Source organism: Gordonia sp. (in: high G+C Gram-positive bacteria) (assembly GCF_020438995.1).
Taxonomy (GTDB): Bacteria; Actinomycetota; Actinomycetes; order Mycobacteriales; family Mycobacteriaceae; genus Gordonia.
This window is the reverse complement of the sequence record NZ_JAGQTN010000312.1, coordinates 62,870-88,730: the sequence shown is the minus strand read 5'-3', so window position 1 is coordinate 88,730 and position 25,861 is coordinate 62,870. Positions and strand designations below refer to the sequence as shown.

21 protein-coding genes, 2 tRNA genes and 1 pseudogene are annotated in these 25,861 nt (G+C 65.8%); 6 read left to right on the top strand and 18 right to left on the bottom strand.

All coding sequences use genetic code 11. The annotated features are described in order from the left end of the window. Positions 1-15 precede the first annotated feature (15 nt). The gene (gene rsmD / locus KDB67_RS21895) at positions 16-561 is read right to left on the bottom strand and encodes a 16S rRNA (guanine(966)-N(2))-methyltransferase RsmD (RefSeq protein WP_291020584.1); all 546 of its coding nucleotides are present in this window, start codon (positions 559-561) and stop codon (positions 16-18) included. A 258-nt stretch (positions 562-819) separates the two neighbouring features. Here rsmD and KDB67_RS21890 point away from each other — a divergent pair, with 258 nt between their 5' ends. Next, positions 820-2,070, top strand: a complete 1,251-nt coding sequence (locus KDB67_RS21890; protein WP_291020583.1) for a lipase family protein — start codon at positions 820-822, stop codon at positions 2,068-2,070. Between the two features lie 75 nt (positions 2,071-2,145). Here KDB67_RS21890 and proB read toward each other — a convergent pair whose 3' ends face one another. The 7 genes from proB to KDB67_RS21855 form a co-directional block, all read right to left on the bottom strand. Continuing rightward, positions 2,146-3,276 (bottom strand): glutamate 5-kinase, encoded by a 1,131-nt coding sequence (gene proB, locus KDB67_RS21885; RefSeq protein WP_291020582.1) that lies wholly within the window; start codon positions 3,274-3,276, stop codon positions 2,146-2,148. 8 nt (positions 3,277-3,284) lie between these two features. After that, positions 3,285-4,745, bottom strand: coding sequence for a GTPase ObgE (obgE, locus tag KDB67_RS21880; protein WP_291020580.1), 1,461 nt, complete (start codon positions 4,743-4,745; stop codon positions 3,285-3,287). Positions 4,746-4,917: 172 nt separating this feature from the next. Continuing rightward, the gene (gene rpmA, locus KDB67_RS21875) at positions 4,918-5,181 is read right to left on the bottom strand and encodes a 50S ribosomal protein L27 (protein WP_213248696.1); all 264 of its coding nucleotides are present in this window, start codon (positions 5,179-5,181) and stop codon (positions 4,918-4,920) included. 79 nt (positions 5,182-5,260) lie between these two features. Continuing rightward, entirely contained in the window at positions 5,261-5,572 is a 312-nt protein-coding gene (gene rplU, locus KDB67_RS21870) for a 50S ribosomal protein L21 (protein WP_291020575.1), read from the bottom strand. 284 nt (positions 5,573-5,856) lie between these two features. Continuing rightward, positions 5,857-9,258, bottom strand: coding sequence for an Rne/Rng family ribonuclease (locus KDB67_RS21865; protein WP_291020573.1), 3,402 nt, complete (start codon positions 9,256-9,258; stop codon positions 5,857-5,859). Between the two features lie 482 nt (positions 9,259-9,740). Next, the gene (gene ndk / locus KDB67_RS21860) at positions 9,741-10,154 is read right to left on the bottom strand and encodes a nucleoside-diphosphate kinase (protein ID WP_005192227.1); all 414 of its coding nucleotides are present in this window, start codon (positions 10,152-10,154) and stop codon (positions 9,741-9,743) included. Positions 10,155-10,216: 62 nt separating this feature from the next. Continuing rightward, the gene (locus KDB67_RS21855; protein ID WP_291020567.1) at positions 10,217-11,062 is read right to left on the bottom strand and encodes a helix-turn-helix transcriptional regulator; all 846 of its coding nucleotides are present in this window, start codon (positions 11,060-11,062) and stop codon (positions 10,217-10,219) included. An 84-nt stretch (positions 11,063-11,146) separates the two neighbouring features. On the opposite strand from KDB67_RS21855, the gene KDB67_RS21850 reads away from it, so the two are divergent. Then, entirely contained in the window at positions 11,147-12,436 is a 1,290-nt protein-coding gene (locus tag KDB67_RS21850) for an amidohydrolase family protein (RefSeq protein ID WP_291020565.1), read from the top strand. A gap of 93 nt (positions 12,437-12,529) precedes the next feature. Here the strand turns inward: KDB67_RS21850 and KDB67_RS21845 are convergent, their stop codons facing one another. From KDB67_RS21845 to KDB67_RS21825, 5 genes are all read right to left on the bottom strand, one after another. Then, positions 12,530-13,021: a hypothetical protein gene (locus tag KDB67_RS21845; protein ID WP_291020563.1), complete on the bottom strand. Its 492-nt coding sequence runs from the start codon at positions 13,019-13,021 to the stop codon at positions 12,530-12,532. A 145-nt stretch (positions 13,022-13,166) separates the two neighbouring features. Then, positions 13,167-13,580 (bottom strand): DUF4233 domain-containing protein, encoded by a 414-nt coding sequence (locus tag KDB67_RS21840; protein ID WP_291020561.1) that lies wholly within the window; start codon positions 13,578-13,580, stop codon positions 13,167-13,169. Beyond that, the gene (locus KDB67_RS21835) at positions 13,577-14,965 is read right to left on the bottom strand and encodes a folylpolyglutamate synthase/dihydrofolate synthase family protein (RefSeq protein WP_291020614.1); all 1,389 of its coding nucleotides are present in this window, start codon (positions 14,963-14,965) and stop codon (positions 13,577-13,579) included. Before KDB67_RS21835 ends, KDB67_RS21840 begins: the two co-directional genes overlap by 4 nt. Before the next feature lie 170 nt (positions 14,966-15,135). Next, positions 15,136-17,790 (bottom strand): valine--tRNA ligase, encoded by a 2,655-nt coding sequence (locus KDB67_RS21830; RefSeq protein WP_291020559.1) that lies wholly within the window; start codon positions 17,788-17,790, stop codon positions 15,136-15,138. A 122-nt stretch (positions 17,791-17,912) separates the two neighbouring features. Beyond that, positions 17,913-18,566 (bottom strand): molybdenum cofactor guanylyltransferase, encoded by a 654-nt coding sequence (locus KDB67_RS21825; protein WP_291020557.1) that lies wholly within the window; start codon positions 18,564-18,566, stop codon positions 17,913-17,915. A gap of 120 nt (positions 18,567-18,686) precedes the next feature. Between KDB67_RS21825 and KDB67_RS21820 the strand changes: the two are divergent. Beyond that, positions 18,687-19,527 (top strand): annotated as a pseudogene (locus tag KDB67_RS21820) (hypothetical protein); the annotation flags it as partial. Between the two features lie 175 nt (positions 19,528-19,702). Here the strand turns inward: KDB67_RS21820 and clpX are convergent. From clpX to KDB67_RS21795, 5 genes are all read right to left on the bottom strand, one after another. After that, positions 19,703-20,983, bottom strand: coding sequence for an ATP-dependent Clp protease ATP-binding subunit ClpX (clpX, locus tag KDB67_RS21815; RefSeq protein WP_291020555.1), 1,281 nt, complete (start codon positions 20,981-20,983; stop codon positions 19,703-19,705). 121 nt (positions 20,984-21,104) lie between these two features. Continuing rightward, positions 21,105-21,794: an ATP-dependent Clp protease proteolytic subunit gene (locus KDB67_RS21810; protein WP_291020553.1), complete on the bottom strand. Its 690-nt coding sequence runs from the start codon at positions 21,792-21,794 to the stop codon at positions 21,105-21,107. 76 nt (positions 21,795-21,870) lie between these two features. Continuing rightward, positions 21,871-22,482 (bottom strand): ATP-dependent Clp protease proteolytic subunit, encoded by a 612-nt coding sequence (locus KDB67_RS21805; protein WP_291020551.1) that lies wholly within the window; start codon positions 22,480-22,482, stop codon positions 21,871-21,873. 191 nt (positions 22,483-22,673) lie between these two features. Further along, positions 22,674-24,035 carry a trigger factor gene (gene tig / locus KDB67_RS21800; RefSeq protein ID WP_291020549.1) on the bottom strand — a complete coding sequence of 454 codons (1,362 nt, stop codon included), beginning with the start codon at positions 24,033-24,035 and terminating at the stop codon, positions 22,674-22,676. Between the two features lie 101 nt (positions 24,036-24,136). Beyond that, a tRNA-Pro gene (locus KDB67_RS21795) sits at positions 24,137-24,210 on the bottom strand. A gap of 222 nt (positions 24,211-24,432) precedes the next feature. Between KDB67_RS21795 and KDB67_RS21790 the strand changes: the two genes are divergently transcribed. The 3 genes from KDB67_RS21790 to KDB67_RS21780 all read left to right on the top strand — a co-directional run bounded on the left by KDB67_RS21790 (position 24,433) and on the right by KDB67_RS21780 (position 25,803). Continuing rightward, positions 24,433-24,506: transfer RNA gene (locus tag KDB67_RS21790), tRNA-Gly, on the top strand. Between the two features lie 175 nt (positions 24,507-24,681). Next, positions 24,682-24,864, top strand: coding sequence for a hypothetical protein (locus KDB67_RS21785; protein ID WP_291020547.1), 183 nt, complete (start codon positions 24,682-24,684; stop codon positions 24,862-24,864). 174 nt (positions 24,865-25,038) lie between these two features. Further along, positions 25,039-25,803, top strand: a complete 765-nt coding sequence (locus KDB67_RS21780) for a L,D-transpeptidase (protein WP_291020545.1) — start codon at positions 25,039-25,041, stop codon at positions 25,801-25,803. The last annotated feature ends 58 nt before the right edge of the window (positions 25,804-25,861 follow it).

The following is a 25,861-nucleotide window of genomic DNA, read 5'->3' as shown; positions in this document are numbered from 1 at the left end:
GATCGGGTGAAGTTGCTACCTGCGCCCGATTTCCACCCGGGTGTCGCCGTAGGTCTTGTCGACCACCAGCTCCAAAACAGCGGGCCACTGGACGCGTGATGACCTGGAGGAGCGTTCCAGCACCAGGAGACCTTCGTCGGCCATGAAGCGTTCGGCGGCGGCCACTTCGGCCTGCACGATGTCGGTGCCGAGGTCGTAGGGCGGGTCCATGAAGATCACGTCGAACGGATTTGCGTCGGCGGAGAGAAAGGTGCCGACCTCCCCGGTCACCACCCGCGCCGCCGACAAGACACCACACGCATTGAGGTTGGCGACGATCACCGAGGTGGCGCGGCGCCGGGAATCGACGAACACCGCCGACGATGCACCCCGCGAGAGTGCTTCGATGCCGAGCGCACCCGATCCCGCATAGAGGTCCGCGACCGCGGCACCGTCGAGGTCGATGCGTGCGTCGAGCATGTTGAAGACCGCCTCACGCACCCGGTCGGAGGTGGGTCGGGTCCCGTCGTCGGGAACGGCGATCCTGCGGCCACCGAAGCGACCGGCGATGATCCTGGTCATGGTGGCCCATTCTCCACCAGCGATGTGCCGGAGCTGTAAGGTAGTCTCTTCATACTGGCCGGTACCTGTGACCGGCCATGCAATGTGCTGGGACGTGTCATCGGTGACACCGGCCTCATTGATCGGTGCGGGTACGCGTGTATCCACACCGAGGACCATGAGCCGATGGCGGCCCAGCTGTTTTGTCACGAAGCGGCCGAAATGGGGATACATCTCGTGAATCACACCGCGAGGCGATCGAAGCAGACCACCTGGCGTATGGCGGTCCTACCTGCACTGATGGCGGTCACCGCACTGGTCTTCGGCACGCTGGCCGCAGCTCCCGCCGCCGGTGTACCCGACGGCGGCAGGGTCGATGCCGCCCGAATGGCCAAGATCAACGCGGCGCTGCCCACCCCGTTGCATGACGGCTTCTACAGGACGCCCGCGAACATCGGGAAGTACAAGCAGGGCGAGATCATCTCCACCCGGACGCGGCCCAACCCGCCTGCGTTCCTCGGCGTCAAGACTTATCAGATCAAGTTCCGCTCCAATGACAGCGAGAACAAGCCGATCGCGGCGATCACGACGATTCTGGTTCCGTTCAACAAGAAGGCCAACGGGCCGCTGCTGTCGTTCCAACACATCGTCAACGCGGTCGGCCTCGAATGCGCGCCGTCGCGCGTGCTGTGGACACAGGACCCCAACCTCACCATCCGGGAGGCACCGGCACTCAACGTGGTGCTGCAGCAGGGCTGGACGGTGAGCATCCCCGACCACCTCGGTCCGCGCAGCTCATACGGTGCGGCCAAGCTCGGCGGCCAGATCTCGCTCGACGCGATCACAGCCACCCAGAACTTCAAGCCCGCCGGTGTCAAGTACAGCAAGGTCGGCCTGGCCGGCTACTCCGGTGGCGGCATGGCCACGGCGTGGGCAGCTGCGCTCGCCCCCAAGTACAGCCCCAAGCTGAACATCGTCGGCGCAGCCTACGGCGGAGTGCCGATGGACCTGATCAAGATGGCCGAGGGCCTGGGCTACAACCGCCCGCACCCCGCGTTCGGACTCGCGTTCGCCGCGGCCATCGGCCTGGCCCGTGAGTATTCCGATAAGGTCACACTCTTCGACTACCTCTCACCCAAGGGCAAGCGGATGTTCTCCGAGATGCGCAACGCGTGCACCAACGATGTGCTGCGGATCGGTGCCGGCCACAGCGCCCGTCAGGTCGCCAAGAGCGGTATCCAGTTGTTCGAGAACCCGACATTCCGCAAGATCGGCGCCGAGAACAGCTTGGCCATGTACTCCGGCGTGCCCAAGGCACCGGTCTTCGAGTGGCACAGCCCCACCGACGTGCTGATCCCGCTCGACGCGATCACCTCGACCACGCGGCGCTACTGCAAGGCAGGCACGAAGGTGACGACGATGCTCACCCCGTCCCCCGAGCACATGAGCGCTGCGGTGATCGGCGTCGTCCCGGCGATGGAGTTCCTGTCCGCTCGTTTCCGCGGAGAGCCCGCATCCAGCACCTGCTGACACCCCACAGATGACTGAGTCCCCACGGTATCGCCGTGGGGACTCAGTCGTTCCAGATCTCTACCGGCCAGATCTCTACCGGGCCACCAGGTCGTCGGCGTGTACGACCGGTCGGCGCAGATCGAGCGGCAGGTCCGCCGTGGAGCGTCGCTCCATCGACGCGATCTCGTCGGAGTCGTAGGCCACCACACCGCGGCCTCGCACCGCACCGGACAGGTCTACGAGCTCCACCACATCACCGGCGTAGAACACGCCCTTCACCTCGACGATGCCCGCCGCCAACAAGGACCGTCGCCGACTGACCACCGCCGCGACCGCCCCGTCATCGATGACAAGCGAGCCATTGCTGTCGGCGGCATGCCGAACCCAGAATCGGCGGGCCGTCAACCGCTCGGCCCGCGCCGCGAACACCGTCCCCACCGACGCATCCTTCAGGGCAAACGCCGCGTCGGAGGCTGCGGCCAGCAGCACCGGTACCCCGGCATCCGCCGACAGCCGGGCAGCGGTGAGCTTGGACGCCATTCCGCCGGTGCCCAATGCACCGCCGGAGCCCGCTATCACCCCGTCGAGATCCTCCGGACCGTGCACCTCATCGATGAACTGCGCCCGCTCCCCGTTGGGGCCGACCTTGCGCGGGTCTCCGTCGTACAGACCGTCGACGTCGCTGAGCAGGATCAACGCATCGGCACGGATCGAATGAGCCACCAACGCGGCGAGCCGATCGTTGTCACCGAACCGGATCTCGTTGGTGGCCACGGCGTCGTTCTCGTTGATCACCGGCACCACCCCCAACGACACGAGACGTTCCAGCGTGCGCTGGGCATTGGCGTGGTGGCGCCGGTTCGCGAAGTCATCGGCGGTCAACAACACCTGTCCCACCGTTCTCCGGTACCGGGCGAACGACGTCCCCCAGGCGTGTGCGAGCGCGAGCTGACCGACGCTGGCGGCGGCCTGCTTGGTGGCCAGGTCAGTGGGTCGCTTCTTCAGTCCCAACGGCGCGATTCCTGCGCCCACCGCACCCGAGGACACCACGGTGACGTTGGAGCCCGCCCGCATCCGTGCTTCGAGTGCATCGGCAAGGGCGTCCAGACGCGCCCGGTCGAGGCCGTCGTGCATATCGGTGAGCGCCGACGATCCGATCTTGACGACGATGCTGCGGGCGTCGGCGATGTGGCCTCGTACCTCACTCCGGCGCAGGTCACTCATGAGTCACCTCACCCACGGATATCGCCGTCCTCGAACCGCCCGCGGCGCGCCTTGCGTGCCTGCTTGCGTTCGGCCGCGCCGACGCGCTCGGAACGATCGAGGCGGATGTCGGTGCCGCGGCCGGTGACCGGCACCTCGTCACCCATCGGTGTGGTCGGCTCCCAGTCGAAGGTCATGTCGCCGATGGTGACCGGCGCGCCGGGTTCGGCACCGAGGCGTTTGAGCTCGTCTTCCACGCCGAGGCGATTGAGCCGGTCGGCGAGGTAGCCCACCGCTTCGTCGTTGGCGAACTGCGTTTGCGCGATCCATCGTTCGGGACGTTCTCCCCGCACGATGAAACCGCCCTCGACGGCCGGATCCGGCAGCACCGAGAATCCGCTGTCGTCGACGGCGACCGGTCGGATGATCTGCCTTCGGGCCTGCTGTTTCGGTTGCGCCGCACGGTATTCGGCGACCATCTTGGCCAGGGCGAAGGTGAGCTCGCGCAATCCGTTGTGACTCACCGCTGAAATTCGGAACACCGGCCAACCACGTTGCGCCAGTTCAGGTTCGACGAAGTCGGACAGTTCGGCGGCATCTGGCACGTCAATCTTGTTGAGTATCACCACACGTGGCCGATCGGCCAGATCACCGAGACCGTGATCGGCGTCGAGGGCCGGCCTGTACGCGGCCAGCTCCGCCTCAAGCGCGTCGATGTCGGAGACCGGGTCGCGACCGGGTTCCAGTGTCGCGCAATCGACAACGTGGGCGAGCACAGCGCACCGTTCCAGGTGCCGCAGGAACTCCAGGCCGAGCCCACGTCCGGTCGACGCACCGGGGATCAACCCGGGCACATCGGCGATGGTGAAGATGTCGCCGGCCGCTTGGACCACACCGAGGTTGGGGACGAGGGTGGTGAACGGGTAGTCGGCGATCTTCGGCTTGGCCGCCGACAGCACCGACACCAGCGAGGACTTTCCCGCAGACGGAAAGCCGACGAGACCGACGTCGGCGACCGATTTGAGCTCCAGCACCAGATCGCGCGTCTGGCCTTCCTCGCCGAGCAGCGCGAATCCGGGCGCCTTGCGTGCCCGCGACGCCAGCGCGGCGTTGCCCAGTCCGCCGCGGCCCCCTTTGGCCGCCTCGAAGGACGTACCCTCGCCGACCAGGTCGGCGAGGATCTTGCCGTCGGCATCGAGGACAACGGTGCCGTCGGGCACGTTGAGGACCAGGTCCTCGCCGGTGGCGCCGTCGCGGTTGTCGCCCATGCCGGGCTTACCGTTGGTCCCCTTGGCGTGTGGCCGGAAGTGGAAGTCCAGCAGCGTATGTACCTGCGGGTCGACGACGAGCCGCACAGATCCGCCGTTGCCGCCGTTACCGCCGTCGGGTCCGCCGAGCGGCTTGAACTTCTCCCGGTGTACCGAGGAGCATCCGTGGCCACCGTTTCCGGCCGTCACATGAATGGTCACGCGGTCGACGAACCGAGACATCGCCACTCTCACTTCCTGATCGGTGGAATCTCCACCAGTGTTCCGATATTGAACAACGAGAGCCCCGCAGCGTGCGGGACCCGCAAAATGCCAACAGAGGGCGCCCAGGGGCGGTTCCCCTGTGCACCCTCTGTCGAGGCTATATTTCTCTCACCCCGGACCGGGGCGGGAATCAGACCGCAGCGGCGTCGGTGACGATGTTGACGGTCTTGCGGCCACGCTTGGTGCCGAACTCGACCGCACCGGCGGCGAGCGCGAACAGGGTGTCGTCGCCACCACGGCCGACGTTCACGCCCGGGTGGAACTTGGTGCCACGCTGGCGGATCAGGATCTCGCCCGCGCTGACCTGCTGGCCACCGAAGCGCTTGACGCCGAGCCGCTGGGCGTTGGAATCACGACCGTTGCGCGAGCTGGACGCGCCCTTCTTATGTGCCATGTCAGTCCTCCTGAAGAATCTGTAGGTCTTGGTGTGAGGGTTGCCGTGCCACGACAGACGACGACAGCCCCGGTGGGTGTCAGTTGATGCCGGTGACCTTGAGGACCGTCAGCTTCTGACGATGACCCTGGCGCTTGTGGTAGCCGGTCTTGTTCTTGAACTTGTGGATGCGGATCTTGGGACCCTTGGTCTCCTCGACTACCTCGGCGGTCACGGAGATCTTGGCCAGCGCATCGGCGTCGGTGGTGATCTGGGCGCCGTCGACAACCAGTGCCACCGGCAGGTTCACGGTGGTGCCCGGCGCGCTGTCGATCTTCTCGACCTTCACAATGTCGCCCTGCGCGACCTTGTACTGCTTACCGCCGGTCTTGACGATCGCGTACGTTGCCATCGAAGCTGTCCTCTAACTCGTCTAGTCGGGCCGGTACCCGTATCCGCGGTTCCGGCGCTCTACTGATCCTGATCTGTGGTTGTCTACCTGACGCGGGCCGCAATACACCCCGGACCAGTTGTCAGGGTCACCGCAGATCACACCAGAATGCCTGTCGTGCGGGGGAACGACCTTGTGGCGGACGTCAATCCGGCACAGCGCAAACCCGCCGCCGAAGGCGACCGTTCAAGGCTACGGGACCGCCGCCCACCGGGTCAAACCAGCCCGGCCCCGAACGGCCGCACTCACTCCTCGACCGGAGGGCCCGCCGGCCTTCCCGCCGAACGCCTGCGTGGCCTGCGGCGCACCGCCACCGTCTTGGCAGCCGGGGCCGCGGTCGAGGGCCCCGACGTGGTCACCGGAGCGCTGTCGCCGTCGCCGGTCACCGGGGCCGACGTCATGACCACCGGCTCGGTGGTGGTTGTCGGTGAACTCACACGCACCACACGCCGCCGACGGCTGCCGGTTCCGGACGCACGCGCAGGCTCGGGCGCAACCGTGTCCTGGCCTGCGGCTTGCCGATCATTGCCGGCATCGTCACCGGGCTCGGCGGTGTCCTGGCCTCGGGCGCCGCTCTCACCGGTCGTGGCCGGCTCCGCGGTGCGGATTTCGCCATCTTCCGCCGGAGCGTCGTCACTCACCGCGCTTTCGGGCGCCTGGGCACCGCCGGTCGTGATGACGGCCTCATCGACAGTGGCTGCCGGCACGTCGGTAATCGGTGCGTCGGCAATCGGTGCGTCGGCACCGCTGTCGACGTCCGCGCCGTCGGTTGTGACGACGATCTCAATATCCTCGGCGACTAACGCTGCGGCGACCATGCCATCAGCTGACGACGCATCGTCGACAGGCATCGTGTCGAGCGCCTCGTCACCGGAGCAGTCGGCCTGGCCGGGTTCGTGCGAATGCGCGGCCATGGCCCGGAACATCGGATGTTCGGACGGGCTGTGTGCCGGCTTGGCCGCCTCGGCCTGCTCAGCCCGCTTCTTGGCCTTGCGTGAGCGTTTCGACCCGCTCTCAGGCCGCGATTGGTCGTCGGTACGCACCTCGACGGGATTCTGGTGGACGATGATGCCCCGCCCAGCACACGCGGTACACGTGGTCGAGAAGGCCTCCAGGAGCCCGGTGCCCAGACGCTTGCGGGTCATCTGCACCAGTCCCAGCGAGGTCACCTCGGACACCTGATGCCGGGTGCGGTCCCGGGCCAGCGCCTCGGTCAGCCTGCGCAGCACCAGGTCGCGGTTGGATTCGAGGACCATGTCGATGAAGTCGACGATGATCATGCCGCCCAGATCCCGCAGCCGCATCTGCCGGACGATCTCCTCGGCGGCTTCGAGGTTGTTACGGGTCACCGTCTCCTCGAGGTTGCCGCCGGAACCGGTGAACTTGCCGGTGTTGACGTCGACGACGGTCATCGCCTCGGTGTGCTCGATGATCAGGGTGCCGCCCGACGGCAGCCACACCTTGCGGTCGAGCGCCTTGGCGAGTTGTTCATCGATGCGGTGCACCACGAACGAATCGGGCGCGTCGGCATGGCGCTTGGTGAATCGTTCGACCCGTTCCATCAGGTCCGGGGCCACCGAGCTGACATACCTCTCGACGAGGTTCCACGCCTTGTCGCCCTCGACGATCAGCTTCTTGAAGTCCTCGTTGAAGAGGTCCCGAACGACCCGGACCAGCAGGTCGGGCTCCTCGTACAGCGGTCGCGGTCCGCCGCCCGAACGACCCTTGGCCTCGCCGACGGCGGCTTCGATGCCCTTCCACTGGCTTTCCAGGCGCGCGATGTCGGCGCCCAGTTCGTCCGCGCTCACGCCTTCGGATGCGGTGCGGATGATCACGCCGGCGTCCTCGGGCAGCAGCTTGGCAAGGATCTGCTTGAGGCGTTTGCGCTCCACATCGGGCAGCTTGCGACTGATGCCCGTCGACGATCCGCCCGGCACGTACACCAGGTAGCGGCCGGCCAGCGAGATCTGCGTGGTCAGGCGCGCGCCCTTGTGGCCCACCGGATCCTTGCTGACCTGCACCAGCACAGAGTCGCCCGGCTTGAGGGCCTGCTCGATCTTGCGGGAACCACCGTCGAGACCGGCGGCGTCCCAGTTCACCTCACCGGCGTACAGCACACCGTTGCGGCCCCGGCCGATGTCGACGAACGCGGCCTCCATACCGGGGAGCACATTCTGCACCCGGCCGAGATAGATGTTGCCCACCAGCGACGACGACGTCTCGGTGGTCACGAAATGCTCCACGAGCACACCGTCTTCGAGGACCGCGACCTGCGTGTAGTCCTCGGCGTTCGGGTCGTGGAAGGCGCGCTCGCGCACCACCATCACCCGGTCGACGGCCTCGCGCCGCGCCAGGAACTCCGATTCGCTCAGGATCGGCGGCCGACGACGACCCGCGTCGCGGCCGTCACGCCTGCGCTGCCGCTTGGCCTCCAGCCGCGTAGATCCCGAAATGCCCTGTACCTCGTCACGGGCGCGCTTGGTGCGCGGCTCCCGCTCGTGCACGACGGTGTTCGGCGGATCGTCGGGGGCCACCTCGTCGCCCTCGGTGCCCTTGCGACGGCGACGGCGACGGCGCCGCCGCGACGTTCCCGACTCCCCGCCGGCATCGTCACCGTCGGAGTCCTCGCCGTCATCGGTCGACTCCGCATCACCGGAAGAATCCGATTCGTCGTCCACGACGCCGGCGGAATCGCCACGTTCGGCTTCGTCACCGTCGGCCGATTCGTCGTCGGCCGATTCGACTCTGGCCGCGCGCCGCCGACGCCGCTGCCTGCGGGGCGATTCTTCCTCGTCGGACGCCTCCGCGGTGCCCTCGTCGGCCGAGTCCTCGTCGTCGCCCGGCTCCGGGGAGTCCCCGTTCGATTCACTCGCCCGCACATCGGCCGCGGACTCGTCATCGTCGGACCGCTCTCCGGCGTCCGCCTGATCCCCCCGGCCACGCCCGCGGCCACGACGCCCCCGACGCCGCCGTCGCGGCTTACCCGATCCGCTTTCATCGGCCTGGTCATCATCGGCGCCGTCGAGGTCCGATTCGTTCTCCGCGTCCGTGTCGGCGTCATCCAGGGCGTCCGACGACAGCGGTGTGTCGTCGACAATGGCTTTACGAGCGGGTACCTTGACCGGCTCGACGACATCGGGCGACAGGAACAGCGGTACCGTCGCGGCCTCCGTCGGCGGGGGCCCGACGACCGACTCCTGAGTGGCGGTCGCCGCTGCGGAGAACAGCGAATCGATCGACAACTGCGCTGCTGCGCCGGACCCGACAGCCGCCGACTCAGTGGGCTCGGGCTGCGCGATCGCCGGTCCGGGAGTCGTGGCCACCTCAGCCGAGTCGGAATCAGCAGTCGGCGCCCCGGCATCGTCCGGCTCGGGCGCCTTCGGCGCCGCGTCGTCCCCCGACTCCTGCGGAACGTCCGTATCGGCCGGCTCTCCGGTCACTCGGTCACGAACCGTGTAGGCGATCTCGCGGTCGATGCTGGATTGCGGTGATCGCGCACCGTGTCCGATCTCGGCCAGGTGACCCAGCACCTCGCGGCTGGTGATACCCAGCTTCCGTGCCAGGGCGTGAACGCGCAGTTTGATAGGAAATTCGTCTGCCTGTGCTGATGCGTCATTGACGTCAGCAGGCGACCCGTTGTCGGTCACTCAGTCTCCTTGAGCCCCCGGGCGCGTCGGGCTGACGCGGCCACGCGGGGGCCTAACTCTGTGTCCCGGCCGTGGCCGGTGTTATGTGGTCTTCGCGCCGGTGCCCGTTCCGCGGTAGCGGAGGGAGGACGTGGCGCCTTGCTGGGTGATGTCCGGCTGCGTCGAACATCCACACCACCACGTGCGCACGAATGTGACGTGTACGCGGTGGGGATGACGAGCGGACCGGCATCGGCCACCGTCAACAAAGTGTGTCGACGGTAACTTTCCCGAGTATCCCACACCCCGGTCCGTTTGCCGTAACCAACGCGCATTTACATCGAACGACGGGAGCAACGCCGGGGGCGGGCCGCGGAACACCGCAAGAAGATCGGAGAACCGGCCGTAGAGGGCTGGGCCGGGCCGGGCCGCGGCCTCAGAGCAATGCCCTGAGGCCGCGAGCACCGTGATTCACCTCGAGCCAAGGTCAGCCGAGAGCCGGGTCAGTCGAGGCCGGGGAACCAGAGTGCGATCTCACGCTCGGCCGATTCGGGCGAATCGGAACCGTGAACCAGGTTCTCCTGCGTGACCAGCGCGAAGTCGCCGCGAATGGTTCCCGGAACGGCCTTCTCGACCGGGTCGGTGCCGCCGGCGATCTGGCGCCAGGCCGCGATCGCGCGCGGTCCCTCGACGACTGCCGCGACCAGCGGGCCGGAGGTGATGAATTCGAGCAGCGAATCGAAGAAGGGCTTGCCCTCATGCTCGGCGTAGTGGCCGCGAGCCAGCTCGTCGCTGACCTGCTTGAGCTCGAGGGCGACCAGCGTCAGCCCTTTGCGTTCGATACGTCCGATGATGTCGCCGACCAGGTTGCGGGCCACGCCGTCGGGCTTGATGAGTACGAGAGTCCGTTCAGTCACGCGAACACTGTAACGATTCCCGAGCTGTCTGTGGCAACGAGTGGCCGATCAGCGCGACCGAATTATCCCGCGGGCTCCGGGTCCTGATGGATCCGGTTGCGGTACGACGACGGCGTCTCACCGCTGAACTGGGTGAATGCCCTGGTGAACGACCCCTGGCTGTCGAATCCGACGGCTGTGGCGGTCGAGCTCACCGACTGCCCACGAGTGGCCAGCAGGGTCATGGCCCTCAACATCCGCGCGCTGGTGAGGTAGTCGCGCCACGACATGCCCACCGAGCCGGTGAACATCCTGCGCAGCGTGCGCTCGGACACTGCGACCGCCCGGCTCACTTCCTCGATGGTGACGGTGGCCAGGTGATCGCGGGTGTAGCGCATCGCGGCCGACACGAGCGGGTCGTCAGAGGTCGGCAACAGCAGCGGCGTCTCGGCGGCGAGGGCGTCGACGACGAGATCGGCGAGAGTTCCGAAGAACCGCTCCGAGCGTGGATCGGGGGTGCTGTCGGCGAACGGCCAGCGCAATGAGTAGACGAGCATCTCGCGCATCAGCGGCGAGACTGCCAGGATGCGGGCACGATCGCCGTGGCCGCTGATCAGTTCGGGTTCGAAGAGCACCGACAGGGTGGTGACGTCCCCCTTGAGATGGGTGTCGTGTTCGAGGCCCGCCGGCAACCAGATGGCCTGCTGCGGCGGCACCAGATAGTAGCCGGCCGGTGTTTCGACCTCGACGACGCCACCGATCGCGTATTCGATCTGGTGTACCTCGTGCGAGTGCCACCCGGTGACCAGGGCACCGCCGTCGTAGGCGTAGCTGCCCGCCGAGGCGGTCCCCCGGCCCTTCATCGGCACCCACTGCACCTGTCTGGCCGAAAGTGCTAAATCACTGTCCGATCGCGCAGAGATGGTCACGGGAATCCACTGTACAAGTGAAACAGGACATATTCACGGCCCGGTTTCTGACCGCAACACAGCTCCGAAAGAGGACACAGTCCCATGAATGTCGACGACATGATCCTGATCAGCATCGACGACCACGTCGTGGAACCCCACGACATGTTCGCCCGGCACGTCCCGCAGAAGTACATGGACGAGGCGCCGCGGGTGATCTTCGATGACAAGGGCATCGAGCAGTGGTTCTATCAGGGCAAGGTGACCGGTACCAGCGGCCTGAACGCCGTGGTCACGTGGCCCCCGGAGGAGTGGGCCTACGACCCGGCCGGCTACGCGGAGATGCGTCCGGGCGTGTACGACGTCAACGAACGCGTACGCGACATGAACCGCAACGGTGTGCTCGCCTCGATGTGCTTTCCCACCTTTACCGGCTTCTCCGCGCGCCACCTGAACCAGTATCAGGACCCGGTCACACTGATCATGGTGTCGGCGTACAACGACTGGCACATCGACGAGTGGGCCGGAGCGCATCCCGACCGCTTCATCCCGCTGGCACTGCTGCCCACCTGGAACGTCGAGGGAATGGTCAAGGAGATCCATCGCGTCGCCAAGAAGGGCGCACGCGCGGTCACCATGCCCGAACTCCCCCACCTGGAGAAGCTGCCCAGCTACCACGACATCGACTACTGGGGGCCGGTGTTCCAGGCACTCGTCGAGAACGACATGGTGATGTGCCTGCACATCGGCTCCGGGTTCGGCGTGCTGCGGCTGGCCAGGGACGCACCCATCGACAACCTGATGGTGCTGGCCACACAGATCTCGGTGATCGCGGCTCAGGATCTGCTGTTCGGACCCGTGATGCGTGCGTTCCCCACCCTCAAGTTCGCGTTCTCCGAGGGTGGCGTCGGCTGGATCCCGTTCTTCCTCGACCGCGCCGACCGGCACTACCTCAACCAGAAGTGGCTGAACAACGACTTCGGCGACCGACTGCCGAGCGAGGTGTTCCGGGACCGCGTCCTGGCGTGCTACGTGACCGACAAGACGGCCATCAAGAACCGGCACGACGTCGGCATGAACAACATCGCCTGGGAATGCGACTACCCGCATTCGGACTGCTTCTGGCCGGACGCACCGGAGAAGGTCCTCGCAGAGTTCAATGCCGCCGGTGCCACCGACGCCGAGATCGACCAGATCACCTGGGAGAACTCCGCGAAGTTCTTCAACTGGGATCCGTTCACCCTCAAGACCAAGGACGAGTCCCGGGTGGGCGCCCTGCGTGCACTGGCCACCGACGTCGACACCACCGTCCGGCCGCGCGCGGAGTGGAAGAAGATGTACGAGGCCAAGAAAAAGGCCGAATCGGACCTCGCGATCGCCGCGGCGAAGGGCTGACGGCCGACGGCTGAAACCGGACGCGCCTGACCGGGGTCATCCCCGATCAGGCGCGTCGTCGTCCCCTGAAATGTGGTGCGTGGCCGAACTACGTCAGTTGCAGTACTGGCCCTCCACGGCAAACAGGCCGTAGTCGAACAGACTGCCGGCATGTCCCCGCGAGATCACCATCTGGATACATCCTCCTGGTGTGCTCAGCGCACCATCGAGGGCACGGCCGAACTGCAAGGCCAGTCCGTCGTTGGCCGCCCGGTATTGAGGTGGCACGGGAAGTCCGGCGATACCGCCGACCACATTGACGCGATCCAGCTGCTTGGTCACCTCATGGGTGGCGATGAATCCATACTCGGAGTTCGACAACTCGATGGGCGGTCCGGGCTTGAGGATCGCGGTGTAGTCAGGCTCGGCCGGGGGTAGGTTACCGGACTGGTTCCCCGCGGTGCTCGCAGTTCCAGGGCCGGGATCGGCGGGTGTGGCGTGCGCCGCACCGCCTCCGGCGGCAATGAGCCCGGCGGCGACCATCGCCCCGGCGATCAGCGCCGCACGCTTCTTGACAGCGGACAGTCGACGTGTTGTGACAGACAAGATTCCCCTCAGACGTATACAGGTGCGCCAGGTTGCTCACACCAACAGCCATTGTCACAGTTTCCGCCGGAGATGACGACCGTCACGCGTAACGTTCCGGCAACAGGTCTTGCAGGTCCCGAACCGTGCGATGAACGTTGGAGAACTATATCTCGTCGATGGGGCGCTGACCCGCTAGCCGACCCTCGTCGATACGTTGCTGAATGTCGCGTTTGATGTAGCCGATGTAGAGCCAAACGCTCAGGAACACCACGCCGATGACCGCGATCGACCAGTGAAAAACACCCCCGACGATGATCGCGACCTGCAGCGCGAGATCGAGCTGCAGCGCGTAGGGGCGTCCCTGCATGCCGCAGGCCAGCACCATCGCCACCGCGATCAGCCCCAGGTAGCCACCGGAGATCCAGGTCAGTCCGCCACCGATCTTCCACACCACCGGCAGGCACAGCAGGACCACGATCAGTTCAAGGATCAGCGTTCCGGCCATCACCCCACGCAGTCCCTTCCAGGGGTCGACGGTCGGCGGTGTGAAACGCGGTGCGGCGGTGTTCTCACTCATGATGGTTCCTTACCGAACAGGCCGCGTGCGGCGCCTGCGGTGACCACCGAACCGGTGATCACCACACCCGCACCAGCAACCGGCTGTCCCTCGGATTCCTCGGCCAGGCCGATCGCCGCCTCGACGGCGTCGGGCAGAAATGGTTCTACGGTGACCCGGTCCTCGCCGAACACCGCGCGCGCGATCTCTGCGAGTGTCTCGGTCTCGAGTGCTCGAGGAGAGCCGTTGTTGGTGACGACTACGTGATCGAGGACCGGTTCGAGGGCTTCGAGCAGTCCTTCTGCATCCTTGTCCCCGAGCACTCCGATCACCCCGACCAGCCGCCGGAAGTCGAACTCCTCGGCCAGTGCGTTGGCCAGGGCGGTTGCCCCGTGCGGGTTGTGCGCGGCATCGACGAAGACGCTCGGCGCCGAACGCACCCGTTCGAGCCTCCCGGGACTCGATACCGCGGCGAATCCCGCCCGCACGGCGTCGATGTCGAGTTGACGCTCGGCACCGGCCCCGAAGAACGCCTCGACGGCGGCGAGCGCAAGGGCGGCGTTGGCGGCCTGGTGCGCGCCGTGCAGCGGCAGGAAGATCTCCTCGTACACCCCGCCCAAACCTTGCAGGGTGAGCAGCTGACCACCCACCGCCAGCCGCGATTCCAGCACGGCGAACTCCGAGTTCTGGCGCGCCACAATGGTTTCCGACTCCACAGCTTGAAGCAGCAGCACGTCCATGACCGCGGGATCCTGCGGCGCGATCACCGCGACCGGATCCTGCGCGAGGAAGTCGTCACCCTTGCGCGGCGTGATGATCCCGGCCTTCTCGCCCGCGATCGCGGCGAGTGTGTCGCCGAGATAGTCTGCGTGGTCCAGCGCGATCGGGGTGATCACCCGCACCTGCGAGTCGATCACGTTGGTGGCGTCCCAACGGCCGCCCATGCCGGTCTCCACCACCGCCACGTCCACCGGCGCCTCCGCGAACGCCGCGTACGCCATCGCGGTGAGCACCTCGAACTTGCTCATCCGCGGTCCGCCGGCGGCAGTCGACGAGTCGTCGACCATCGTGATGTAGGGCTCCAGCTCGCGGTAGGTGTCGATGTAGGTGCGCGGTGCGATCGGCGTGCCGTCGATCGAGATCCGTTCGGTCACCAGTTGCAGATGCGGGCTGGTGATGCGGCCGGTGCGCCGGTGCAGCGCGACGAGCAGGGCGTCGATCATCCGCGTCACCGACGTCTTGCCATTGGTACCCGCGATGTGGATCGACGGATATGTGAGCTGCGGTGAGCCCAGCAGATCCATCAGCGTCGAGATGCGCGTCAGCGACGGTTCGATCTTGGTCTCGGGCCAGCGGGTGTCGAGTTCGGCCTCCACCTCGGCCAGTTCCGCCAGATCGGCACTGATGTCGGTGGTGAAGGCCGACGGATCTGCCGGACCCTCGTCGTCGAGCGGGTGCACCGGTCCCCCGGGCCGCGCAGTCAACCCAGGTTCGACGGCCCCGACAGCGCCCTCGAACGCCAGGTGCGCCAGGTCGATCTCGTCGGCCTCCGGTGCGCCCGGATCCTGCGGATCGCTCACCCGCCGAGCCCTTCCAGCTTTGCCTTGAGCCGGGCAACCTCGTCGGTGGCCACCTTGTTGCGTTCGGTGATCTTCGCTCGCACTGCCTCCGGAGCCTTCGACAGGAACTGGTCGTTGCCGAGTTTGGCCGCGGTCTGCGCCAGTTCCTTCTCGGCGGCGGCCAGGTCCTTGGCGATGCGTTTGCGTTCGGCCTCCACGTCGACGGTCCCGGAGGTGTCGATGCGCACGGTCACCGTCGCCGACGACAACCGCACCTCGACGGTCGCGGTGGCTGCGAAGCCTTCGCCGGCGGAGTTGAGCCGGGCCAGGGAGTCGACGTACGGACGTAGCGAGACGATGCCCGCGTCGTCGAGACCGTCGAGTTCGGCGGCCACCCGCTGGCCCGGTTTGAGGCCCTGGTCGCTGCGGAACCGGCGGATCTCGGTGATCAGCGCCTGCAGGTCGGCGACCTGACGTGCCGCGTCGGCGTCGGCCTCTTCGGCCGAGACCACCGGCCACGGTGCGATCACCAGGGAGTCGCCGCCGGTCAGCGACTTCCACAGCACCTCGGTGACGAACGGCATCACCGGCGACAGTGTGCGCAGCAGCTTGTCGAGCACGTGACCGAGCACCAATGACGTTGCGTGCGAACGTTCCACGTCGTTCTCGGCGAACTGCACCTTGGTCAGTTCGAGGTACCAGTCGCAGAACTCGTCCCACGCGAAGTGGTACAGCGCCTCACACGCCTTGGAGAACTCGTACGCCTCGAATCCGGCGTCTGCCTCAGCGACCACCTGGTCGAGCCGGTCCAGGATCCAGCGGTCCACCTTGGTCAGCGATTCGCGTTCGGGCAGGTCACCGACCCGGGCACCGTTCATGAGCGCGAACTTGGTGGCGTTGTACAGCTTGGTCGCGAAATTGCGCGACGACGACGCGTGGTCCTCGCCGACGGAGATATCGGCACCCGGGTTGGCTCCACGCGCCAGGGTGAAACGCAGCGCGTCGGCGCCGAACCGCTGTACCCAGTCCAGCGGGTCGATGCCGTTGCCCTTGGATTTGGACATCTTGCGGCCGAATTCGTCGCGGACCAGGCCGTGTAGGAACAGGTTGGTGAACGGTACCTTCTTGTCACCGCCCAGATCCTTGCCGACGTACGTGCCGAACATCATCATCCGCGCCACCCAGAAGAACAGGATGTCGTAGCCGGTGACCAGAACCGAAGTGGGATAGAACTTTTCGAGGTCGGCGGTGTTGTCGGGCCAGCCGAGGGTGGAGAACGGCCACAGACCCGAGGAGAACCAGGTGTCCAGGACATCGGTCTCCTGCGTGTAGCCCTCGGGTGCCTGTTCGTCGGGTCCGGCGCAGACCACCTCGCCGCCCGGGCCATACCAGATCGGGATGCGGTGCCCCCACCACAGCTGCCGCGAGATGCACCAGTCGTGCATGTCGTCGACCCAGCCGAACCAGCGCGGTTCCATCGACTTGGGGTAGATGACGGTGTCGCCGTCGCGTACGGCATCGCCGGCGGTCTTGGCCAGGGAGTCGACCTTGACCCACCACTGCATCGACAGGCGTGGCTCAATCGGCTCACCGGTACGTTCGGAGTGTCCGACACTGTGCAGGTACGGCCGCACCTCCTTGACGATGCGCCCCTGCTCGGCGAGCGCCTCGCGCACCTTGACCCGCGCCTCGAAGCGGTCCATGCCGTCGAATTGCGTTCCAGTTCCGTCGATCCGGGCGGTCGCGTCCATGATCGTCGGCATCGGCAGGTTGTGCCGCTGCCCGAGCGCGAAGTCGTTGGGGTCGTGTGCAGGGGTGATCTTGACCGCGCCCGAACCGAATTCGGGGTCCACGTAGTCGTCGGCGACGATCGGGATGCTGCGGTCGAGGAACGGGTGCGGCAGTTCGGTGCCCACGAGATGTGCATAGCGTTCGTCGTCGGGGTGCACGGCAATCGCGGTGTCGCCGAGCATCGTCTCCAGCCGGGTCGTGGCCACCACGATGTGCGGCTGCGCGTCGTCGAGGGAACCGTACCGGAAGCTGACCAGCTCGCCCTCGACGTCGGCGTAGGACACCTCGATGTCGCTGATCGCGGTCTGCAGCACCGGCGACCAGTTGACCAGGCGCTCGGCCTGGTAGATGAGGCCGTCGTCGAACATCTTCTTGAACACGGTGTGCACCGCGCGCGAGAGTCCCTCGTCCATGGTGAAGCGTTCGCGCGTCCAGTCGACGCCGTCACCCAGGCGGCGCATCTGTTCACCGATGTTGCCGGAGATCTCGGCCTTCTCCTGCCACACGCGTTCGATGAACGCCTCACGGCCCAGGTCGTCGCGGGTCTTGCCCTCGGCGGCCAGCTTGCGTTCGACCATCGTCTGCATGGCGATCGCGGCGTGGTCCATACCGGGCAGCCACAACACTTCGTAGCCCTGCATGCGTTTGCGCCGGGACAACGCATCCATCAGCACATGCTCGTAGGCGTGCCCCATGTGCAGCGAACCGTTGACGTTAGGCGGCGGGATGACGATCGTGAACGGAGGTTTGTCGCTCGCCGCGTCGGCGGTGAAGTACCCCGCGTCTACCCAGCCCTGATACAACCCGGCTTCGTGTTCGGCGGGGTCCCACGACTTCGGCAGTGCGGACGCGTCGGCGCCCTGTGCTTCACGATTGCTCACCCCACAATCTTAGGAAACCCGCGCACCCGGCAGGGCGCCGGGCGCCACCCCACGGACCACCCGCGCCTGAGGTTGCGATCTGTCCCGGGTTCCGGGACAGATCGCACAGTCGAGCATGCTGGTCAGGAGACGCGGAGGTCGTGCAGGTCCTCAGGGGCGTTGACGTTCGTGAGCCACTCGGGGTCAGAGACCGGGACGCGGCGAGTTTCCAGGGCCTCCGTCACCGCGAGCATTCGACGCTCACCACCGGCGACCAGATCAGCGACGACCTGCGCCGACAACGTGCGGTAGATGGCGGCCATCGGATGGTCGCGTCGGGCGTCGTGGGCGATCACCGCCTGCGTCGACGGGGTGGCGCCGCGAGCCAGTTCGTCGATCAGCCCCGGACCGATGAGGGGCATGTCCGTGGCACAGACGAACCCCAGGCCGAATCCGTCGGCGGCGGCCGCCGCGAGACCCGCGGCGAGGCCGCCGAGCGGTCCGGCGCCCGGTTCCTCGTCGGTCACCCACACCGCCTCAGGGCCTCCGGTGCCGTGCAGGAGTTGGTACGCCGACGATTCCTCCGTGGCCACCACGTACACCCGGTCGCACCGTTCGGCGATGGTGCGCACGATGCGCGCGAGCATCGGCTCGGCGTCGCCGCCCGGCCACTGCATCGACGCCTTATCGGTACCCATACGCCGCGACCTACCACCCGCGAGAACGATTCCCGCGATCGGTGAAATAGGTACAGGCGTCTCGGCGATGTCTCCGTTTTCCAGATCACTGTCGGTCATGCGTCCAGTGTGTGCCATCGGGCCCAGCTGAGGGTGAGATCACAATTTCTGGCGCACAATGATTGTCATGCGCGACACCGACGATCACGGTCCACACACCTATCAGGTCGATGAACCGACGGCACCCATAACATGCCCGACTGCTCCAACATGTGCCATGAGTCCTCGGGCACCGCGCTCACCGACGACTTCCTCCAGATCCGCCTCGGCGGAGACATGGCCCTGTTCCGCGGCATCGCACGGCTCATGCTCGACGCCGAGCGCAAGAACCCCGGCACCGTCTTCGACCAGGCGTTTATCGACGAACACTGCGGAGGCGTCAACGAGTATCTCGCGCTGCTCGACGAACTGGACTTCAACGATGTCCTGGAGGCCACCGGCCTGAGTCTCACCGAGATAGAGCAGCTCGCCGAAACGATGATGTCGTCCAAGCGCACGGTCCTGTGCTGGGCGATGGGCTGGACCCAGCACCGGCATTCGGTGGCCACGATCGGTGAAGGCGCCAACGTGCTGTTGCTGCGCGGCATGATCGGCAAACCCGGCGCCGGATTGTGCCCGGTCCGTGGTCATTCCAATGTTCAGGGCGACCGCACGATGGGCATCTTCGAGAAGATGCCCGAATCCTTCCTCGGCGCGCTGGGCAAGGAGTTCGGCATCGACAGCCCCCGCGAGCACGGATTCGACACCGTCCACGCCATCGGTGCGATGAGCGGTCGTCAAGTGCGCGTGTTCATCGGAATGGGTGGCAGTCTCCGAATTCGACGGACCCGACGGCCGCGAGGAACGCCGGGTGCACGATTACCAGCTGGTCGCCTACGACACTCCGCACGGAAACGTCGCGGCCTACTATCCCGAAACCAACCCGCTGATCCCGCTAGGGTCTGTGGCTCGCAAATCCAACACCCCGGTGTCCAAGGCGGTCGTGGTCCGACTCGAACCAGTCGGCACCTCCGCTGGTTGAGCACCGCCGCAGGCAACGCCCCCCGCTGGTTGATGTGTGAGGAGCGCAAGCGACCTCACACATCAACCAGCAAGAAGTTTGCGGCTTCCCGTCGGAATGCGTGACAGGACTCCTTAGGTACGCAACCGGCAAGGGGTGAGATCAGGCTTAGGTACGCAACCGGCAAGGGGTGAGATCAGGCGGTCTTGTCCTGGCGCTCTTCCGGGGTGTCCTTACGTGGCACGATGGTCGGAAGCACGTTGTCGCGCACCGTTTCTCCGGTGACCACAACCTTCTCGACGTCGTCGCGGCTCGGGATGTCGTACATCACCGGCAGCAGGACTTCTTCCATGATGGCGCGCAGGCCACGGGCACCGGTGCCACGGTGGATCGCCTGATCGGCCACGGCTTCGAGTGCGTCCTTGGTGAACTCCAGCTCGACGTTGTCCATCTCGAACAGCTTGGTGTACTGCTTGACCAGCGCATTCTTGGGCTGGGACAGGATGGTGACCAGCGACTCCTTGTCGAGGTTGGTCACCGAGGCGACGATCGGCAGACGGCCGATGAACTCGGGGATCAGACCGAACTTGATCAGGTCTTCCGGCAGCACCTCCGCGAAGTGATCGGTGGTATCGATGACGTCCTTGGTGGTGACCTCGTTACCGAAACCGATGCCGCGCTTGCCGATGCGCTCGGACACGACCTTCTCGAGCCCCGCGAACGCACCGGCCACGATGAACAACACGTTGGTGGTGTCGATCTGGATGAACTCCTGATGCGGGTGCTTGCGGCCGCCCTGCGGTGGTACCGACGCCTGCGTTCCCTCCAGGATCTTCAGCAGCGCCTGCTGCACACCCTCACCCGACACATCACGGGTGATCGACGGATTCTCGCTCTTGCGGGCGATCTTGTCGACCTCATCGATGTAGATTATTCCGGTCTCGGCGCGCTTGACGTCGTAATCGGCGGCCTGGATGAGCTTGAGCAGGATGTTCTCGACGTCCTCACCCACGTAGCCGGCTTCGGTCAGTGCGGTGGCATCGGCGATAGCGAACGGCACGTTGAGCATCTTGGCCAGGGTCTGCGCCAGGTAGGTCTTACCACAGCCGGTGGGGCCGAGCATCAGGATGTTGGACTTGGCGATCTCCACGGACTCGCCGCCACGGGCATCCTTCTTCTCCCCCGCCTGGATGCGCTTGTAGTGGTTGTAGACCGCCACCGCGAGTGTGCGCTTGGCCGTGTCCTGGCCGATGACGTAGTTCTCCAGGAAGTCACGGATCTCGGCGGGCTTGGGCAGCTCGTCGAGTTTGACGTCACCGTTCTCGGCGAGCTCCTCTTCGATGATCTCGTTGCACAGGTCGATGCACTCATCGCAGATGTAGACCCCGGGCCCGGCGATCAGCTTCTTGACCTGCTTCTGGCTCTTTCCACAGAAGGAGCACTTGAGCAGGTCCCCACCGTCTCCGATACGCGCCATCTCGTGCTCTACCTACTTCCTGTCGGGTCGGTACTCCGACGGTACCCGTGAACTGCCCCGACTTCGACCGTTACCGGTAAATGTCGCGAGCATCCGTGAATGAGAAGACGTCCGGTCCGGCCTACGACGCCGGGGCCTTGAGCGACTTCTTGCGGTACTCGAAGACCTCGTCCACAATGCCGTATTCCTTGGCCTGTGCGGCTGTGAGGATATTGTCGCGGTCGGTATCGCGGCGGATCTTGTCGGCGGGCTGACCGGTATGACCGGACAGGATCTCGTCGAGCCGGTTACGGATGCGCTCGATCTCGGCGGCCTGGATCTCCAGATCCGACACCTGCCCCTGGAATGCCCCGCCGGTGCGCGGCTGGTGGATCAGGATGGTGGCGTTCGGCAGCGCGGCACGCTTGCCGGGGGTGCCGCCGGCCAGCAGGATGGCCGCCGCCGACGCGGCCTCACCGAGGCACACCGTGACGATGTCGCAGTGCACGTACTGCATGGTGTCGTAGATGGCGAGCATGTCGGGCACACTGCCGCCGGGCGAGTTGATGTACATCGTGATGTCGCGGTCGGGGTCCTGCGACTCCAGCACCAGCAACTGCGCCATCACGTCGTTGGCGACGGTCTGGTCGATGGGGGTACCGACGAACACGATGCGCTCTTCGAAGAGCTTGGCGTACGGATCGTACTGCCGCTGGCCGTTGGGCGTGTGCTCGATGAACTGCGGCAGGATGTAGCGGGCCTGGATGCTGCGCACGAAATCGGCGGACGCCGGGATTCCGGCGGCGACCTCTGGCGAGTAGGTGTTGGTCATCTTCTGCTCCGTAGATGAGTGGCCAATTGGGATGAGTGGCCGTTAGGAATGGGAAGAGTCGAGGATCCGCGAGCGCTCAGGCGCGCTCGATGACGTGATCGACGATGCCGTACTCCTTGGCCTCGGCGGCGGTGAACCACTTGTCGCGGTCCGCGTCGGCCTCAATCTTCTCCAACGGCTGACCGGTGAACTCGGAGTTGAGCCGGTTCATCTCGCGCTTGGTGGCGGCGAACTGCTCTGCCTGGATGGCGATGTCGGCCGCCGTACCGCCGATGCCCGCCGACGGCTGGTGCATCATGATGCGCGCGTGCGGCAGCGCGTGGCGCTTACCCGGTGCGCCTGCCGCGAGCAGGAATTGCCCCATCGAGGCGGCCATGCCCATGGCGTAGGTGGCGACGTCGCACTTGGCGAGCTGCATCGTGTCGAAGATGGCCATGCCGGCTGTCACCGATCCGCCCGGCGAGTTGATGTACAGGCTGATGTCGCGCGTGGGATCCTCCGCTGCGAGCAACAGGATCTGTGCGCACAGCCGGTTGGCGATGTCGTCGTCGACCTGGGTGCCGAGGAAGATGATGCGCTCGCGCAGAAGGCGCTCGAAGACCGAGTCGGTCAGGTTCAGCCCGGCCACGCCCGAACTCATGTGCGCGCCGCGCGTCAAGCCGGGTGTGTGGATGGTCGGCTCACTCACAGTTCCTACCTTTACCTGTCGTGATGTGACTGTCATGCATGGTGTTCCCCAACGACACTAGTCAATCGGGGGTGTTCGTCAGTGCCACGCGGGCGTTACTTCGCTCAGAGCAGAACAGCCGGTGCCGGGGATATCCCGGCACCGGCTGTCGCAGGTGTCTCGACTGCGCCGTTCAGCTCTCGCCGGGCCGATCAGCTCTCGTCAGTGACGGAGTCGGCCTCGTCGGCGTCCTCATCGGGCCCGAAGAACTCCGAGGTGTCGACGGCCGCGCCGGTGGTGTCGGTCACGGCGACGTCACCGACGATCGAGGCCAGCGCCTTGCCGCGACGCACATCGGCGTATACGGCACCGACCTGGTTGGCCTGGGTGAGCTGCTGGATGAAGTCCTGCGGGGCCATGCCGTAGCGCTGCGCCTGGAAGAAGATCTGCTGGGTCAGCTCGTCCTGGCTGACCTCGGTCTCCTGCTGGTCGGCGATGGCGTCCAGCAGCAGCTGGGTGCGCACAGACTTCTCGGCCGATTCGCGGGCCTCGGCGTCCCATTCCTCACGGGTGGTGCCCTGCGCTTCGAGGAAGCGGTTGAGCTGCTCGTCATCGTGGCCGAGTGCGTGGATCACCTGATGCTGCTGACCCTCGACCTCGTCCTCGACGACCTTCTCCGGGAGCGGGATCTCGACGGTCTCCAGAAGCAGTTCCAGCACCTTGTCGCGGATCTGGGTGGCCTGCTCGGCCTTCGCCGAGTTCTCCACCCGCTCACGCAGGCTCGTCTTCAGCTCGTCGACGGTGTCGAACTCGCTGGCCAGTTGCGCGAAGTCGTCGTCGAGTTCGGGGAGCTCACGCACCTTGACCGAGTTGACGGTGACGGTGATGTCTGCGTCCTCACCGGTGTGATCGCCCGCCACCAGCTTGCTGGTGAACACCTTGGACTCGCCGGCCTTGAGACCGGTGACCGCCTCGTCGAGGCCGTCGATCAGTTCACCGGAACCGACCTCGTGCGACAGGCCCTCGGTGGCTGCCTCGTCCACGGCCTCACCGTCGATGGTGGCAGACAGGTCGATGGAGATGAAGTCACCCTCGTCGACACCCCGATCCACACCGACCAAGGTGCCGAACCGGGCGCGCAGGCCTTCGAGCTGCTCATCGACATCGGAGTCGGCGACCTCGATCGGGTCGACCTCGACGGCGAGCGTGGAGTAGTCGGGCAGTTCGATCTCGGGCCGGACGTCGACCTCCGCGGTGAAGGTGATGGTCTCGCCGTACACCAGCTCGGCCAGGTCGATCTCGGGCTGGCCGATGGCTTTGGTCTCGGTCTCGGCGACGGCCTCGGAGTACTTGGCCGGCAGCGCGTCGTTGACCACCTGGGCCAGGATCGAGTCGCGTCCGACACGGGCCTCGATCAGCTTCACCGGAGCCTTACCGGGGCGGAAGCCCGGGATGCGGATCTGCGAGGCCAAGGTGCGATAGGTGCGGTCGAACTCCGCGGACAGCTCGTCGAACGGAACCTCGACGTTGAGCTTCACACGGGTGGGGCTCAACTGCTCGACGGTGCTCTTCACTCGGGTGCTCCTTGGTCTGCGCCGGATCTGCTTCCGTGCGTCTTGATTGAGTGGGTCGGTGTGAATGTCTTCGGTGGTGCGAGTTATGGGTATTGATTGAGTCGGGATGACAGGATTTGAACCTGCGACCCTCCGCTCCCAAAGCGGATGCGCTACCAAGCTGCGCCACATCCCGATCGGCCCGCCGTTTCGCCTGTGCCGACCTGGTCGGACTTCGGCATCGTGCAGGGCCAACCGCAAATAGTACGTGGCCGTCGTACGCCGCCCGACACCGGTCACCACATACGGAGCCGCACCCCGGGACCGGGGGCCGATTTCAGGTTTGCCGGGACCACCCGGTACAGTCGGCTGCGCACGAGCAGGCGGGCGGACTCAACCACCGTCGCAGCAGGTGCACGCGGGTGTAGCTCAATGGTAGAGCCCTAGTCTTCCAAACTAGCTACGCGGGTTCGATTCCCGTCACCCGCTCCATCTCGAATCGACCCCCGGATCCGCCTGGCGGCCCGGGGGTCTTTCGCTGTCTCGACTGTCCCCGAATACCCCGGATGACGACCACCTCGGGCACAAGGACCCCACCCGCTCGGGCATAGGTCACCGCCGCAGCAACTCACTGTGATGCAGGACACATCGAGCGTACCCTGGGGTCATGTCCACGACTCACACCAAAACCCAGCGTCGATGCCCCACCTGCGGGGAATTGTTGTTCCTGCGCCACGACATGACCCATGCCACGAGCGGCCAGGACCGCACCGACGTCATGCTCGTGTGCCGCAACGAGGCCTGCGCCCAGCCGGCCCGGCACCTGAGCACCCAGTACCAGCCCGCGTGACCGCGAGGCGCTAATACCCGGCAATCCTCCCGACGGCCGTAAACCTGTGATGGGTATCACATTTCAAAGTTTCCTACGTTCACCACGACTTTTCCGCTTCGCGAAGTGTGTTATCGCACAACCCTTTGGCCGATCCACAACGGTTGTGTAACGATAGATTCCGCGCGTCGGGGGATGCGCAACCGCTCATACACGAAAGTAAAGGCTCCTATCCCAGTGCTGACAACGAAACGACGTGCTCACCATCGCTCCGGGCGCCGCCTGACCGGTGTGGCTGTCGGCGTGCTTGCTGTGGTTCTCGCATTCCCGAGTGTGGCCAATGCCGTACCCGTCACAGTGATTCCGGGTCTGCCGCCCGTGGATATCCCCGGCCTGACGGTGCAGAAGACCACACCCAAGACCACCCCGAAGCCGCCGACGCTCACTCAGACGCCTAAGTCGACGAAGACGACGCCGAAGACTTCCACCCCGCCGCCTGCACCCAAGCCGTGGATCCCTGCCATCCCCAATGTGCAGACCTCGACCGGGTATGTCGCGCTCGCGATCGATTCCAAGCATCAGATCTACTGGTGGCGCAACGGTAAGTTCCTGCGTCAGATGCCGATCTCCATGGGGTCGAACAAGCACCCCACCCCCAACGGCGTCTACCACACCAAGGAAAAGTACCGGGACATGTACATGGATTCGTCCACGTACGGCGTTCCGATCGACTCCCCCGAGGGCTACCGCACCTACGTGGAGTACGCCACGCGCATGTCGTGGGACGGCATCTTCATCCACGGCGCTCCTTGGTCCGAGGCACAGCAGGGCAACAGCAATGTGAGCCACGGCTGCATCAACATCACCAATGCCAACGCCAAGTGGGTCTACGACAACGTCCCGCAAGGCACCCCCATCGTCGTCCGTGGCACCATCGGTGGCCAGTACACCGGCGACTAGAGACGCGTCCGCCCACCGCCCACCGCGGTGGCACGCATAGAGCCCGGTCCACTCGGAC